Origin of the sequence: Novosphingobium malaysiense, assembly GCF_000802225.1 — a bacterium.
Lineage (GTDB): Bacteria > Pseudomonadota > Alphaproteobacteria > Sphingomonadales > Sphingomonadaceae > Novosphingobium > Novosphingobium malaysiense.
In genome coordinates this window covers 83,927-99,112 of sequence record NZ_JTDI01000009.1, presented here as the reverse complement: position 1 = coordinate 99,112, position 15,186 = coordinate 83,927, and the positions used below count along the sequence as shown (strand labels likewise).

Sequence of the window (15,186 nt, the reverse complement as noted above, 5' to 3'; positions counted from 1 at the left end):
TAGATGGCCACCGTTTCTGAAACAGCCGCTGCGGACAAGCCGCAGCGTGAATTCACCCGCGTTGCCCGGGACAACTATGTCTCGCGCGAGTTCGCGGCGCAGGAAAAGGAGCATCTCTGGCCGAAGGTCTGGCAGGTGGCATGTCGGGAGGAGGAGATCCCGAATGTTGGTGACTACATCGTCTACGATGTGGCCGACGATACGATCGTGGTGGTTCGCCGCCCCGGCAACGTGTTCAAGGCCTTCTTCAACGTCTGTCCCCATCGTGGCCGCCAGATCATGGAAGGCCAGGGCCACACGGTGAATTTCCGGTGCGGCTATCACAACTGGACGTTCGACCTGGAAGGGAAGAACATCGCGGTTCAGGATCGGCAGGACTGGGGGGACTTCCTCGACAAGGAATGCATTGACCTCGTCCCGGTGAAGACCGGGACCTGGGGCGGATTCGTGTTCATCAACATGGACGCGGAGTGCGAACCGCTTGAAGAATACCTGGCACCGGTTCCCGAATACCTCGATCCCTTCGAGTTCGAGAAAATGCGCATCCGCTGGGCGCTTGAACTGCATATCGACAGCAACTGGAAGACGGCGCTGGAAGCCTTCATGGAAGGCTATCACGTCGCGGCCACACATTCGCAGCTTCTGCCGCAGAATGGGGACGACTATACCACTAGCTTCGCGCACGGGAAGCATTCACATTTCGGGTATTGGGATGCGACGGTGCCGATCGGCCAGCCCGCGCCCCGTCTCAAGACCGCAGCCCCGAAAGACCCACGCCCCGGTCTCATCGAATTCTATCGCCAGATGGAAGAAACCTTCGGCGCGATCTTCACGGATCGGGATTATGAGGCGGTGAAGGGCCTGATGGACGAATGTCCGCCAGATGCCGATCCGATGACTGCACTGGGATTGGCCATCGAACTGGGCCGCAAGGCTGCGGAAAAGGAAGGCTGCGGATATCCCCCAGATCTCACGCCCGAAGTCATGTTCAAGGCCGGTACGGACTGGCACATCTTCCCCAACTGCGTGACGCTGCCCTATTTCGATGGCGCGGTCTGGTATCGGGCCCGTCCCGATGGTGATGATCCCAACAAGTGCATCTTCAACATCTATTCTCTGAAGCGCTATGCGGGAGGAAAAGAGCCCGGTGCGAAAATGGAAAAGCACGAGGACATCAAGGGCAAGAGCTTCGGCCTGATCGTCGATCAGGACGTGGGCAACATGAAGCTGGTTCAGAAGGGCATGAAGTGCCGTGGTTTCCGCCACGCTCTGCCCAATCCGGTGCAGGAAGTGGAGATTTCCAACTTCCACAAGCACCTCGAAGCGTATGTTCTGGGGCAGCGTCGTCCGCAGAACGTGGAAAAGTGAACCCTGCGCCCGAGGCGGTTCCCTTTCTCGTTTTCGGGGGAACAGGGGCCCAGGGCGGGGCGGTCATCGATGCGCTACTGTCGCGCGGCCTGAGCCCAAAGGCCTATGTGCGCGATGTGCATTCGAGGGCCGCGCGCGCTTTGGCCGGGCGCGGCGTTTCACTTGTCCGGGGCGCCATGGATGACCGTGATGCGCTGTTGCGGGCAATGGAGGGTATCGAGGGCGTCTTTTCGATGCAGCCGCCGCCCGCCGCTCCGGCCGATCCGGACCTTGAAATGCGTTATGGCCGGGCGATGGTGGCTGCCGCCCTGCAGGCAGGCGTAAGCAATTTCGTCCATACCTCGGTCGCGCGCGCAGACGAGCACGAGAACTTTGCCGGCTGGTCTGCGAAGAGATGGTGGCCGCTATACTGGGAGAGCAAGGCGGCCGTGAACAATGCGGTTCGGGATGCCGGGTTCCGCCGTCATATGATCCTGAAACCGGCCTGGATGATGGACAATCTCCTGCCACCAAGGGCGGACTGGATGGTCCCGGGTCTGAAGCTGCGCGGCGCGCTGGAATCGGCTCTGGATCCGGCTACCTGCCTTGATGTGATTGCGGCGGCGGACATCGGCGAGTTCGGCGCAGCCGCCTTGCTCGAGCCCGACCGCTTCAACGCCGCTGAAATTCCGCTGGCGTCGCAGGCCCTGACGACGGGTGAGATCGCCCGATCAATCACGGATGCGACGGGCAGGCGCGTCGTGGCTTGCCATGTCTCCCCGCAAGACGCGGCGGTCCTGGGCCATCATGCCGGCCTCACCGAGAGCCAGCAGTGGTGCAACGTCGAAGGTTACCGCGTCGATCATGTCCAGGCCGCGTCCTGGGGTATAGCGCTGACCGGTTTTGCGCGTTGGGCGCAAAAGCATGCCAATCGCTTTGTGATTGGTCCGCCGGAAGCCGGCTAGGCCGCGGCCCGGTCCTCGTCTTCGCGGATCAGTTCGGCCGCGCGCATCGCCAGCGCCATCGTCGGGGCATTCGTATTGCCTGCGATCATTTCCGGAAAGACCGAGCAGTCGACGACGCGAAGACCTTGCATGCCTCGCAGGCGCAGACGCTCGTCGAGTGGCGCGCTTTTCTCTTTGCCCATGTGTACCGTAGCGGTGGCGTGATAGCCCGACTGGCCCCAACCATGGAAAAGGGCGAGGATTTCCTCGTCGGTTGTCGCCTGTGCCGTCAGTTGGGTTTCGCCCAGGATAAAGGGTGCCATTGCCGGCTGACTCATCAGTTTGCGGATGTAGCGCACCTGCCCGATCGCGACAGCCCGGTCATACTCGTCCGATAGGTAGTTGGGATTGATCCGCAGCGGCACCGTCGGATCGGCTGAGGCGATCTCGATCGAACCTTCGCTGCGCGGGCGCAGCGCATAGGCGTAGATCTGGAGGCCGGGCAGCTTTTCCATCGTCATGTTTCTGTCCATGTCCAGCGAGTAGGGTGCGAACATGAGCTGAGAATCGGGACGTTCCGCTCCGGGCATGATCTTTACGAATGCCGCCGCCTCGGACGATCCGCGGCTCATGGGCCCGGTGCCAAAAGCCAGGTGGCGCAGCACGTTGCGAACCAGGCGAATGCCTGAATATTCCCGGTTGTCGCTGTCGGAAGGGTGGCGCAAGCGGAAGTGCTGCATGAGCAGGAAATGTTCCCGCATGTGCCGCCCCACGGCCGGCTGATCGAGCACGACCGGTACGCCGGCGGCTTCAAGAACCTCGGCCGGGCCGATGCCCGAGAGCTGGAGAATGCGCGGGGAGCCGATCCCGCCGGCTGAAAGGATCACTTTCCGGGCGTGAAACTCAACGGTTCGCGTGCCTTTTATTCCCGTGATGCCGATCGCCCGTTTTCCCTCGACCAGGACGCGATCGGTGCGCACCCCCGTGACGACATCCAGGTTCGGGCGGCTGCGGGCAGGGGCCAGGAACGCCCGTGCCGCGGAAACGCGCTTGCCGCGTGCATCGATGTTCCATTGCAGGGGCCCGATCCCTTCCTGCGCACCAGTGCGGTGATCGGTCTTGACGGGAAGCCCCATTTGTTCACCAGCCGAAAACCAGGCTTGCATCAGGCTGCTGGGCCCGGGGTGGTTGCTGATCGAGACAGGTCCGCCAGGGGCCGCGATCTTTTTGAACACGGGCTCCATCGCGGTCCATGACCAATCGTCGCCGACGAGGGCGGCGAGCCGGTCGTAGTCTTCGGCAGTGCCCTGGTTCCAGACCATGCCGTTCACACCACTGGACCCACCGAGCATTCGCCCGCGGACCCACATCTCCTGCCCGGCCTGTCCCTCGCGCCTATTGACTGTGGGGTAAAAGTGCGCCGTGGCAGGATCGGCCAGAAGCTTTCCGAACCCCTTCGGCATGGTCACGACCATCGAATCGCCAGCTCCGCCTTCCTCGACGAGCAGCACCTGCTTGGAAGGGTCGGCAGACAATTCGCTGGCGAGAACCGAACCGGCCGAGCCGCCTCCGACGATGATGTAGTCGTATCGCTTCATTCCCGCCTCTGCCCAATGTGTCGCGCAACATGGCCTCCTAGAGACAAAGGCGCATCATTGCAGGCCGAATACGGTCGGCTGGTGCGCCTATCGGTAATGCGATGGTATGCGGCTAATAGGTCTCTTTCCGGTTCGATTGTGGCAGGCAGCGCTTGTAAATCGCAATGCATGGATCCGGAGGAGAGCAGATGACAGACGTAGGCAAATTGTTGAGCCTTGAAGGCAAAGTCGCGATCGTCACCGGCGCCGCGGCAGGAATCGGGCGCGAAACGGCGGAACTTTTCGCCGCTGCCGGAGCCAAGGTCGCCGGCGGTGACCTGGCCATGGATGGGCTCGAGAGCAACAGTGCGCTGGCGTTCCGCCAGCAACTCGATGTCTCCGATCCTGAGAGCGTGGACGCCTTCTTCGCCGCCGTCGAAAAGGAACTGGGCGGCGTGGACATCCTGTTCAATTCGGCAGGCATTTACCCGTTCTGTGAATTCGACAAGCTCGATGTGGAAACCTGGGACCGCGTTCAAGCGGTCAATACCCGTGGCTGTTTCCTGATCAACCGTGCAGCCTGTCACGCGATGCAGAAGCGCGGCGGCGGCGCAATCGTCAACGTGTCGTCTGCAGCATCGCTCAAGGCGATCATTCGCCACAACATGCACTATTGCGCGAGTAAAGCCGGTGTGAACGGCATTACGGTCAGCATCGCGCTCGAACAGGCGGAACACAATATTCGTTGCAACGCCGTCCTGCCCGGCGGCATTGCGACCGAACATGCGATGCGTGCCGGCTCGGAAAAGGCCGACCTTGGCGGGCCGATCAACCAGCCGGGTCGCATTCCGCTGACGGGCACCAGCGGGCCGCCGTCGGCCATCGCCAACGCAGCACTTTTCCTTGCTTCCGATGCGTCGAGCTACATTACCGGCCAGATGCTGGCGGTTGACGGCGGTTTCGGAGTCAGCTGAGCAGGCGGAAGAGCGTGCTCCGAACGATCCCCAATTTCCGGGACGTCGCGGACGTCGTACCCGGTCTGAGGCGCGGGCGGCTGTTTCGCTCGGACTTCGTCCTCGATCCACACGAGGATGATGCAAAGCTTGTGATTGCCTGCGGGCTACGCTGGGTCGTGGACCTGCGTAGCCCGAGCGAACGGCAGGACAACCCTAACCGGTTCTTCGAGCGCACCGGGACTCCGTTGGTCCACATGGATGTCGCTTCCAGAGGCGATCCGGAAGTATTGGCGCGAGCGCTTCGGTCGGGTGACGGAGCTGCGGGCGCTCATGCGTTGATGCTGGAGGTCTACGAGCAGTTTCCCGCCGGCGCGCTGGCGGTGGTAGATGCGTTAAGTGGCCTGATCGCGCAGGGCGACCTGCCAATCATGATCCATTGTGCGGCAGGAAAGGATCGCACAGGCTTCGTGGTCGCAGCGTTATTGAGGGCGATCGGGATCGAGCATGAACTCGTCGAGGCTGACTACCTTGCAAGTCTCGGACGTGTGCATGAAAGGACCTTTGCCCACTCGCGCGAAATCATGTCGGAAATGCTCGATACTCCCATAGACGAAGCGGCCCTTGCTGGCATCAGCGGCGTGCACAGCGATTTTCTTTGCGCCGCCATTCGCTCTGCGGAACGGCGCTATGGGTCTTTCCAAGCCTATCTGCAGACTGCCGGGATCGATCGCGAACGGGCGCAGGCCATGCGCATGAACCTGCTGGAAGGCTAGCCGGCGGTCTTGAGTTCGGCTTCCACGGCTCCCGCCGTGTCGTGATCGAGGGCGGCGATCGCGAAACGCGGAGCGACAGCACAGTTGTTCAACTCTTCCTGCCATTCCACCGGATTTACCGCCCAGTAGAACAACCCATCGACGATCTGGATGCGGAAGGCTTCCATGGCCTCGTCCAGCGAGGGCGGCCGAACCACACCACAGTCGCGCAGCCGGTTGATGTAGTGGCCGACAAGGGCGCGGTCCCAGTTGCGCCGGTCCTCGATGTCGAGGGCCGAAACGAGGAAATAGGTGAGATCGTGCGACCAGGCGCCTTTCGCGGGGCTCTGCCAATCCAGCACCCCGGCGCGTCCCTGTCCGTCCAAATAGAGATTGCCCAGATGGTGGTCGGCATGCAGCAGCGTAAAATCGCCCCGCCGGCCGAAAGCATTGAGAGCGTCCAGAGCGCGGATCATCCAGTCGCGATCGCGAAATCGTTGGGGGAGCCCGATGCCGCGCGGCAGGTTCATGTGCTGCTCCCAGGCGTCGGGCTGCAACTGTCTGCGGGCATGGTCTCCGCCCGCACCGGGCGAAACCGCATCCCAGAAAGGGATGTCCTGAAGACTTCCTCCCGGTTCGAATTCCGGGCTGTTCCAGTAGGCGGCGTGGAGGCGTGCCATGTTGTCGAGAAAGGAACTGGCCTGCGCGAACGTCAGCGGGTTGTGTACGCGGCAAAAGGTCGCCCCGCGGCAGGCCAGATCTTCCAGGATCACGATGTGTTGGCCGCGCAGAGGATCGCTGCCTGCAAACAGGCAGAGCGGGACGTTCAAACCTAGCTTGGGAGCGAGATCACGATAGAATTTCACCTCCGCTTCATAGAGGCTTTCAGTGATCTGCAGCTCGGGCGCGAAACGGCCTTTGACCACGATGGACGCAGGGATTCCGGCGTTGCGCGCGGTATCGTTGAGCTCCACGCGCAATTTAAGCTTGGTAGCTGTACCATACCACGCCTCGTCCTGCTCGAAGTCGAGCACGGCCGCGCCGGGCACTGTTTGACTGAGTGCACTGGTGAGCCATTCGGCGGTAATTTCTTCGGGGCGCGCGGGCAGACGAAGGGAGGAACCAGCGGTCACGCGAGTGCGCCGATCGTGTCGTGATCGAGCGCGGCGGTGCCAAAGCGCGCGGTGTAGGTCGTGTTGGTGGCTTCGGTCTGAAACGTCGTCTCGTTGATCAGGAAAATGAACAGACCATAGGCAATGCCCTGCCGGTATCGTTGCCAGGCATCGTCGAAATGTATGCGCGGTCCTCCTTCCGCTTCCAGCCGGTCCAGGTAGTGGCCAAGTAGGGCGCGTTCCCATCGCCTCCGATCGGCGATGTCGAGTGACGCAATGATGTGATAATGGATTTCCACCCACCATGCCGAACGCGACAGCGCAGTGTCCAGAAACGCCGGCGTCCCGTCGGCATCGATATAGAGGTTGCCGGGGTGGGTGTCCCCGTGGATCAGACAGAAAGGATCCTGCGCCTCGAGTTCGCCGATACGGGCAAGAGCCGATGCCATCCAGTCGCGGTCATGGAGTTGGCGGGACACGGCGAGGCCGCGCGGCAGTTCCATGTAGGAATTCCATCGCGCAGGCTCGAGATAATAGTCGTTATAGCCGCCGGTAAAGGCGCCGAAGCGCGGTTCGATCCAGCTCCAGGGCCCCGTGTCGGCGAACTTGGGTGAATTCCACGTGCTCGCATGGAGAGCCGCGAGCTGTTCCAGGCGCTGGCGAACATGATCAAAACCGAACGGTTCCTGCGCGCGGCAGAACGTGACATTGCGCTCGTTCAAGTCCTCCATGAGCACGGCTGCGCGCCACCCGCCCGGATCGATCCCGGCCCAGAAGGACCGGGGGCAGTTGAGCGGCACCTCAGGCGCAATCTGGCCATAGAAGCGGGCCTCGGACTGGTACATGTCCTTCAGCCGTTCCGAATGATCCTCGAAAGCGCCCTTCAGGATCATTCTTGCCGGCAGGCCCGCCTCGCGATCGTAGCTCAATTCGAATCTGGCTTTCGTGCATGTCGTGTGAATGACGTCGAGGCGCTTTGCGGAAAGCACTTCGACGTCACGACCGCCGGCGCGGATCGCGCCCTCGAGCCAGTCGAGGTCGATGTCATATACGCTCGCCGGCAGCGGCATTGTCTCCATGCTTGCTTGCGATTCAGCCATTGCTGGTACTCTCCCGTGCGCCTTGTTCGTGCACCGCTTGTGCAGGCTCCCGACAGACTGCGTGGGGGGCAGTGAGAAGCAAAGTTGCAGCCGAAACGATCGCCTATCCGATGCTCGCACATGCAGAACACGGCGGCCGTTTCCGGGATCACCTATCATTGATGCGATAGAGTGGGTGGACGTTAGACAAGCCCATGCGCCGCCGCCAAAAACATGGCTGATGATATAACAAATGGAGATCCGCCAATGACGGGCAATGACGTGCTCGGCGCTGAAATCCAGTTGGACATCTACCGGCGCGCCGCTCTGCTGAAGGCAAATGACGAGCGCAGCCGAAAGGTGATCACAACCGGACGGTTGGTTATGCCCTACTACAGCTATCGGGGGCAGGAGATCATCCCGTCCGCCCTTTGCGCAAACCTGACTGATGACGACTATCTTGTCACGATTTATCGCGGCATTCACGACATGCTCGCCAAGGGCATGCCACTGAAGAAGCTGTGGGCGGAAATTGCCGGGCGCGTCGACGGTACCTGCAAGGGCAAGGGGGGGCCCATGCACCTGACGTACCCTGCCAGGGGAATAATGGTCACCACGGGTATCGTCGGCTCATCGATGCCGATCGCCAACGGCTTGGCCTGGGGGGCTCAGATGGCCGAAAATAGTCGAGTGGCCGTGGCGACTTTCGGAGACGGTGCATCCAACATCGGTGCATTCCACGAATCGCTCAACCTCGCAGCGGTCTGGAAGCTGCCGGTCATCTTCGTGTGCCAGAACAATCACTACGCCGAGCATACTACTTACGAGAAGGCGACCGCGGCCAGACAGATATCCGACCGCGGACACGGCTATCAGATGCCGGGCGTGAGAGTGGACGGCAATGATCCGACCGCGATGTATCATGCTGCACGCGAAGCCGTGGAACGGGCAAGGGCTGGTGAGGGCCCCACGCTCATCGAGGCTATGACCTTCCGCTTTCACGGGCACGTATTCGGTGATGCAGACGGCTATATGGACAAGGCGCAGAAGGCGGAGGCCATTGCCAACGATCCTGTGCCACGTTTCCGCCAGAAACTCATCGAAGACGGAATCGCGAGCGAAGACGAGCTTGCTGCCATCGAGGCGGACGTCGCCCGTCAGATCGACGAGGCTGTCGATTTCGCGCTGGCCTCCGCATTTCCGGAGATCAGCGAACTCACAACTGACGTTTATGGAGCCATGGCGTGAGCGATACAGACACCAAGGCGAAGCCGGTCATGATCATGCAGGCCATCAATGCGGCGATGGCCGATGCGATGACCGATGACGATGCTGTCGTCGTGCTGGGCGAAGATGTCGCCGATCCCGAGGAAGGCGGCGTTGTCGGCGTGACGAAGGGACTTTCGAGCCGCTTCGGAGAAAAGCGTGTGCGGTCGACTCCGATTTCGGAGCAGGCGATCATCGGCGCGGCCATCGGAGCGAGCCTCGTCGGTTTCAAGCCAATCGCCGAGATCATGCTGATGAACTTCACGACGGTCGCCATGGACATGATCGTGAACCATGCCGCTAAGCTGCGCTTCATGTCTGGTGGACAGACTCATGTGCCCATCGTGATCCGCACGATGACGGGTACCGGCATGTCGTCCGGCGGGCAGCATTGCGACTTCCTCGAGAGCTGGTTTGCCCACACCGCTGGCATGAAGGTTGTTGCGCCGTCCAACCCTGCCGATGCCTACGGCTTGATGCGATCGGCAATCGACGATCCCGACCCTGTCCTGTTTATCGAGAATTTGCCCATATACTGGCAGAAGGGTGAGGCTCCCGAGCCCGGTCACCGCGTGCCGCTGGGCAAGGCGCATGTGGCGAAGCAGGGCAGCGATGTCACTATCGTGTCCTACTCGGGCACGCTGCTGCAGGCGCTGGCAGCTGTCGAAGCAATGGACGCTGCGGGGGTATCGGCCGAAATCGTCGATCTGCGCACCATTTCGCCGTGGGACGAAGAAACCGTCCTGGCGTCCGTTCGCAAGACGGGTCGCCTGCTGATCGCACACGAGGCAGTCACCAAGCACGGTGTCGGCGCCGAGATCGCGGCAACGGTAAGCAGCGAACTGTTCCGTGAGCTGAAGGCGCCTGTCAGTCGATTGGGCGCCCCTTACGCTCCGGTTCCGTTCAGCAAGCCGCTTGAAGATGCTTATGCGCCCAAGGCTGCCGGCATCGCCGAGGCCGCTATTTCCTTGTGCAAGTAAAAAGGGAGGCTCCATGTCTGCCGAGGTTATTTTGCCGAAACTCGGGTTCTCGATGAACGAGGGAGTCCTGTCCGACTGGCTGGTTGCCGATGGCGGGCAGGTCAACGAGGGAGATCCGCTGTTCGCGCTCGAAAGCGACAAGTCGACGAATGAAGTCGAAAGCCCGGCTTCGGGAAAGCTCAGGATACTCAAGCCCACCGGCGAGACTTATGCAGTCGGTACAGTTCTCGGTGTCATCGAATAGCGCGCACCGAGCCTCTATCGCAAATGCGATTGGAGGCGTTGTCGGCTCCCAATCTGCATTCTATCAATTATAACGTCATAACAAGTTGCTTTGCTGACCTCCGGAATGGGGCAGGTAGGTTACGCGGTCGCCTACGACGTCCCTTTCCGGAGGTCAGCATACGATCCCGTTCCAAATGGAATTTGTACGTAGTGAGTTGCTTGCAGTCGCCAATAGTGCGGCGCTTGCATGGCAAAACAGACCTTAGGGAGGGTATGAAATGAAGGCCAAAATGGTTTTGCTCGTGGCGACGAGTCAGCTCGCCTTGACCGGCACCGCGTTCGCGCAATCGGCGGATCCCTCGCAGGATAGCCGTCCGCAGGCTGTGGAAGATGCCGCCGTGTCCACGATTGTGGTTACGGCCCGCCGCCGTGAAGAAGCTCTACAGGACGTGCCGATTTCGATTTCCGCACTGAGCGGCGATGCGCTCACTGCGAAGGGCGTAACCGACTCGCTCGACCTGCAGAACGCGGTTCCGTCCCTTTCTGTCTCGACGCAGGCGCCAAACCGCGTCACGCTTGGCTACGCCATCCGCGGACAGCGCACCAATGAATCGCAGCTGCTGACCGACCCGCCGGTCGGTATTTATTTCAATGAAGTTGTGATGCCGCGGTCGTACGGTTTCGGCGGACAGTTCTACGATCTTCAGAGTGTCCAGGTCCTCAAAGGTGTGCAGGGCACTTTGTTTGGCCGCAACATGACCGGCGGTGCGGTTCTAATCGAGTCCGCGCATCCCGACCTCTATGACGTGGGTGCCGAAGTTCGCGCCCAGTACGGAAACTATAACCTCGTTGACGTTCAGGGAATGGTCAACGTTCCGGTTGTCGAGGGGGTCTTCGCTCTGCGCGCCGCAGGCAAGTACCGTGATCGCGACGGTTTCACGACAGACGTGTCGAGCGGGCGCAAGTACGATGACGAGCATTACTATTCGTTCCGCGTCTCGGCAGCGCTCGATCTCGGCAATTTCCGCAACAATACGGTGTTTGACTACATCAAGCACAGTACCAACGGAGCGGGCATCAAGCTGGTCGCCTTTTCTGCGACCGACCCGCAAAATGGTTCGCCAACGGTCATCGCCCAGCAGGCCGGCCTTGCTGCCTACTATCCCTATTTCTTCCCGAGCATGGCGGCGAACCCCGTCGCGGCCGGCGCCCCGCTGGAGGACGTGTTCGGGCTTGCCGCCTCGGCGCTGACGCTCGGCAAGCGGGAAGTTGATTACGGAAACTTCGGCACGGGAACGCTCTATGCCGACCGCGTTTCCCGCGATCCATTCCAGCATGCCAAGAACTGGGGCATCACGAACAAAACGGAACTCGACGTTGGCAGCGTCACGTTCCGCAACATCGTCGGCTATCGCGAACAGGAGTTCGAGATCGTCAATGACTATGACGGCTTTGCTGCGACGCTGATCCAGCCAGATCAGTTCTCCAAGCCGAGGCAGTTCAGCGAAGAATTCCAGATGCAGGGAACGCCGTTCGGCGACGCCCTCAACCTGACGCTGGGCGCCTATTATTTCCATGAGTGGGGCAAGGACGGCTCGATCAATGCCAACTTCCCGCAGTTGACGTCGATGGGTTATGCCGCCGCTGACGAGAACACGTCCGCGCCTCCCTCCAACAATCCCTTTGCGACATTTTTCCTGACAAGCCCGGCGCAGTTCTTCGAGCAGTCACAGGTTGCCGATACCAACGCCTACAGCTGGGCTGTCTACGCGGCCGGCACATACAGGATATCGGACCAGTTCAGCGTCGCGGGCGGCATCCGTTACAACCGTGATGTCCGGAAGGTCACCGTGACGCCCTTCCTGACAACGTTCTTTGCCCCGACCTGTGTTTTCAACGGCGTGGGCACCTTGAGCATGGCAGACTGCGCGCAGTCGCGGGAATTGAAGAATGAGGCAGTCACCTGGGATGCCACTCTCCAGTACGAACCCAACCCTGACTTCACGACCTATGTGGCAGTGCGCCAGGGATATCGTGCCGGTGGCTTCAGCCTGCGTGCGACGACAGACGCGCAGCTGACACCGTTCCAGCCCGAGAAGGTCAGGGAATATGAGCTTGGCCTTAAGAACAAGTTCTTCTTCGGTTCTGCTCGCCTGGATACCAATGTCGCACTGTTCTATCAGGATTATTCGGACGTCCAGAAACAAGTGCAGCAGTTCCTGAACGGTCAGGTCCAGACGATCATTACCAACACCACCGCGCAGGAAAACTACGGTGGCGAGTTCGAAGCGAACCTGATGTTCAGCAATGGTCTCGCGTTTGATCTGTTCTATGCCTACACGGGCCTGAACATCAAAAGCGGCGGAAATGGCGGCTACCTCTACCAGGGGATTTCCAAACATCAGGTCGGTGGCGGTGTGTCGTACGTGCATGACTACGACTTCGGGAAGCTGTCGATGAACGTGAACGGAAACTACCGGAGCGGATTGTATCTCGCGGTTTTCGATCCCGCGAGCTACCAGCCGGGCTATGCCCTGTTCAACGCTCGTCTCGCGGTGGACAATATAGGTGGATCCGGCTTTGGCGTTGCCGCTTTCGTGCGCAATATCACCGACAAGTACTACCAGGTCGGCAACATTGGCCTCCAGAGCGCAGGGCCCGTCCTCAACGGAGTCAATCCGGGCGGCGGAGTCGGTTATGCAGCGGCCGTCTACGGGGATCCGCGGACTTATGGTATCGAGGCTTCGTTCAAGTTCTGACAGAGCGAAATCTGGGATGTCTGTCCCGGTTTGGGGCAAAGGGAAGGGCCGCGAAAGCGGCCCTTTTCGCTATGGGTAGACACTATGCTGCCTGTCTGAACGTCAGGCGCCGTGTTACCCGGCGCGCAATGCTGCGCTCCTCGACTCGAACGCCTTCGGGACCGTCAAGGGGCCGTGAGGAGGATTGTCTTTCCGCGGCGCTGGCCGACATCGGCCAGCGCTTGTGCTTCGCCTGCCTGCTCAAGAGGAAGGCGGCGATCGACCGGAATGTTCAGTCGCTTTGCGGCAATGGCGGCAAGAACGCGCCCAAGGTCCTTGGCGTCCGGAACAACGGCGTGGAATTGCGGCTCTGCGGGCAACCCTTCCGCAGGGATCGGCGCGGTGGCGACAGTGATGATTTTACCGCCGATGCGCGGGTTGGCGCACAGGGACGCTCGATCAGGACCGCGCACCGTGTCGAGAATGTGATCGACAGCGACCTCGCTGGTGCATTTGTTTTAGAGTGCGATCGCGTCGTGGGCACCGTTCTTCCGCGCCTTTCCAACTGCCTCGGCCCGCACGGCCGCAATCACGCGCGCTCCGGCGGTCAACGCGCAATGCATGGCAACTCCGCCCACCATGCCGAGTGCGCCGGTGAATAGGACGGTATCGCCTGGACGTACGAGTTCCGCACGCTCGACCATCCGATGGCCGGTTAGGCCCACGGTCGGTGCCTCGGCCGCCTGATCATAGTTCATGCCCGGAGGAATGATCTCAACAGCCGAGACGTCGACCAATGCGAACTGGGCGTACCCACCTTTGGAAACAGGATCGAGCATCGCGGCAACGCGCGCGCCGACGGCCAGATTGCCGTCAGGGCTTTGCTCGACCGTGCCGGCAACATCATAGCCAGGGATCATCGGCCAGCCGTTGGGTTGGATCGCGGCGAACATGCCTGCGCGCCATTGTCCGTCGGCCGGGTTTACGCCCGCCGCTTCCACCCGAAGCAGGATCTTGCTTGATCCGCCTCGGGCCGTGCGATCTCGCACAGTTCAAGCACCTCGGATCCGTCGTACCGGCGGACGCAGATCGCTTGCATTTGCCGATTTCCCTTTGCCCCGGGTCACGTCGCCCGGTGGGCAACGCCTAGCTGAAAGACGTCCCCTGTCCGAGACCGGCGTGGGCTTCGTAGGTCTCCATGCGCTTCTGAAGCGCACCGGCAATCGAGGGCAGGGCATCGTCGCCCAATGCCAGCCTTGCCGGAGGGTTGTCCATTTCGGCCAGCTCGATCAGACGTTCCGCGGCAATCTCGGGATCACCGCGCTGCCAGGCGGAAACATCCTGCGAGGCCTTGTTCATCTGCTCCAACAAGGGGGCGTAGTCTTCGGCCGGCGCCGCTTGAGCCATGATCATGCTGCTTGACGCGAACTTCGACTTGAAACCGCCTGGTTCTACGCAGATTACCTCGATGCCCAGCGAAGCCACTTCGCCGGCCAGGGCTTCGCTCAGGCCCATCACGGCGTGCTTGGAGGCGCTATAGATGCCCAGCAGCGGATAGCCGACGGTGCCCGAGGTTGAAGAGATGTTTATGATGCGCCCTCTGCCCTGCGCGCGCATCGCGGGAAGAACGGCCCGAGTGACGCGGATTATGCCCATGACATTCGTATCAAGCTGTTTGAGCGCTTCCTCGTCCGAAACCTGCTCGACGAGGCCGCGCAAGGCGTAACCGGCGTTATTGACGAGTACATCGATGCGGCCCGCCTTTTCGAGCGCCGATTTCACAGCCGCATCGACCGAAGCAGCGTCTGTCACGTCCATTTGCACGGCGAAGGAGCGTCCTGGCGCCTTTCCTTCGAAAGCTTCGCACTGATCCTGCTTGCGGAAAGTGGCGACGACAGTTCCTCCCTTATCCAGAACTGCGTCGGCGAGCGCCTGTCCCAACCCACTCGATGCGCCGGTGATCAACCAGTTCTTGCTTTGCGCTGCCATTGCTCTCCTCCAGTAGCCTTGTTCTCGGATGTTGGCAGTCTAGTGCATACGGGCAGGTCTGCAGCCGTTTAGTGAGATGAAGTTCGAAGCAATCGCATAAGCAATATCGGGTCTCCCTACCAAGCTGCATTTGCTACGGCCGGCGAGTATGTAGTAAATGCTATATAAATGAACCCGGGTCGGGTTCGGCAATCCGCAATGCAGCCCAGTGGGAGTTGGAA

The 15,186-nt window shown here is 60.9% G+C and carries 14 protein-coding genes; 8 read left to right on the top strand and 6 right to left on the bottom strand.

Features of this window, described 5'->3' with window-relative positions:
• The first annotated feature begins 3 nt into the window (after positions 1 to 3).
• The gene (locus tag LK12_RS22550) at positions 4 to 1,368 is read left to right on the top strand and encodes an aromatic ring-hydroxylating oxygenase subunit alpha (protein ID WP_039290141.1); all 1,365 of its coding nucleotides are present in this window, start codon (positions 4 to 6) and stop codon (positions 1,366 to 1,368) included.
• The gene (locus tag LK12_RS22545) at positions 1,365 to 2,312 is read left to right on the top strand and encodes an NmrA family NAD(P)-binding protein (RefSeq protein ID WP_039290134.1); all 948 of its coding nucleotides are present in this window, start codon (positions 1,365 to 1,367) and stop codon (positions 2,310 to 2,312) included. Before LK12_RS22550 ends, LK12_RS22545 begins: the two co-directional genes overlap by 4 nt.
• Here LK12_RS22545 and LK12_RS22540 read toward each other — a convergent pair.
• A complete protein-coding gene (locus tag LK12_RS22540) occupies positions 2,309 to 3,889 on the bottom strand; it encodes a GMC family oxidoreductase (protein WP_039290132.1) in 1,581 nt (526 codons plus the stop codon). The genes LK12_RS22545 and LK12_RS22540 overlap by 4 nt on opposite strands.
• Before the next feature lie 188 nt (positions 3,890 to 4,077).
• Here LK12_RS22540 and LK12_RS22535 point away from each other — a divergent pair, with 188 nt between their 5' ends.
• Both LK12_RS22535 and LK12_RS22530 read left to right on the top strand, forming a co-directional pair.
• On the top strand, positions 4,078 to 4,842 hold the full coding sequence (locus LK12_RS22535; RefSeq protein WP_039290129.1) for an SDR family NAD(P)-dependent oxidoreductase: 765 nt from the start codon (positions 4,078 to 4,080) through the stop codon (positions 4,840 to 4,842).
• 14 nt (positions 4,843 to 4,856) lie between these two features.
• Positions 4,857 to 5,597: a tyrosine-protein phosphatase gene (locus LK12_RS22530; protein ID WP_039290126.1), complete on the top strand. Its 741-nt coding sequence runs from the start codon at positions 4,857 to 4,859 to the stop codon at positions 5,595 to 5,597.
• Here LK12_RS22530 and LK12_RS22525 read toward each other — a convergent pair.
• Both LK12_RS22525 and LK12_RS22520 read right to left on the bottom strand, forming a co-directional pair.
• A complete protein-coding gene (locus LK12_RS22525; RefSeq protein WP_039290123.1) occupies positions 5,594 to 6,709 on the bottom strand; it encodes a phosphotransferase in 1,116 nt (371 codons plus the stop codon). The two genes, LK12_RS22530 and LK12_RS22525, sit on opposite strands and share 4 nt — an antisense overlap.
• A complete protein-coding gene (locus LK12_RS22520) occupies positions 6,706 to 7,788 on the bottom strand; it encodes a phosphotransferase (protein WP_052223722.1) in 1,083 nt (360 codons plus the stop codon). Before LK12_RS22520 ends, LK12_RS22525 begins: the two co-directional genes overlap by 4 nt.
• 246 nt (positions 7,789 to 8,034) lie before the next feature.
• Between LK12_RS22520 and LK12_RS22515 the strand changes: the two genes are divergently transcribed.
• The 4 genes from LK12_RS22515 (at position 8,035) to LK12_RS22500 (ending at position 12,997) form a co-directional block, all read left to right on the top strand.
• Positions 8,035 to 9,015, top strand: coding sequence for a thiamine pyrophosphate-dependent dehydrogenase E1 component subunit alpha (locus LK12_RS22515; protein WP_039290120.1), 981 nt, complete (start codon positions 8,035 to 8,037; stop codon positions 9,013 to 9,015).
• 29 nt (positions 9,016 to 9,044) lie between these two features.
• Positions 9,045 to 10,013: an alpha-ketoacid dehydrogenase subunit beta gene (locus tag LK12_RS22510; RefSeq protein WP_039290250.1), complete on the top strand. Its 969-nt coding sequence runs from the start codon at positions 9,045 to 9,047 to the stop codon at positions 10,011 to 10,013.
• 13 nt (positions 10,014 to 10,026) lie between these two features.
• Complete coding sequence (locus LK12_RS22505; RefSeq protein ID WP_039290118.1) at positions 10,027 to 10,257, top strand: biotin/lipoyl-containing protein; 231 nt, start codon at positions 10,027 to 10,029, stop codon at positions 10,255 to 10,257.
• Positions 10,258 to 10,516: 259 nt separating this feature from the next.
• Entirely contained in the window at positions 10,517 to 12,997 is a 2,481-nt protein-coding gene (locus LK12_RS22500) for a TonB-dependent receptor (protein WP_052223721.1), read from the top strand.
• A 164-nt stretch (positions 12,998 to 13,161) separates the two neighbouring features.
• On the opposite strand, the gene LK12_RS22495 is transcribed toward LK12_RS22500, so the two are convergent.
• From LK12_RS22495 to LK12_RS22485, 3 genes are all read right to left on the bottom strand, one after another.
• Entirely contained in the window at positions 13,162 to 13,461 is a 300-nt protein-coding gene (locus tag LK12_RS22495) for a zinc-binding dehydrogenase (protein ID WP_082010707.1), read from the bottom strand.
• A 33-nt stretch (positions 13,462 to 13,494) separates the two neighbouring features.
• Complete coding sequence (locus tag LK12_RS22490; RefSeq protein WP_156135588.1) at positions 13,495 to 14,025, bottom strand: alcohol dehydrogenase catalytic domain-containing protein; 531 nt, start codon at positions 14,023 to 14,025, stop codon at positions 13,495 to 13,497.
• Positions 14,026 to 14,122: 97 nt separating this feature from the next.
• On the bottom strand, positions 14,123 to 14,965 hold the full coding sequence (locus LK12_RS22485) for an SDR family NAD(P)-dependent oxidoreductase (RefSeq protein WP_052223719.1): 843 nt from the start codon (positions 14,963 to 14,965) through the stop codon (positions 14,123 to 14,125).
• Positions 14,966 to 15,186: the final 221 nt, after the last annotated feature.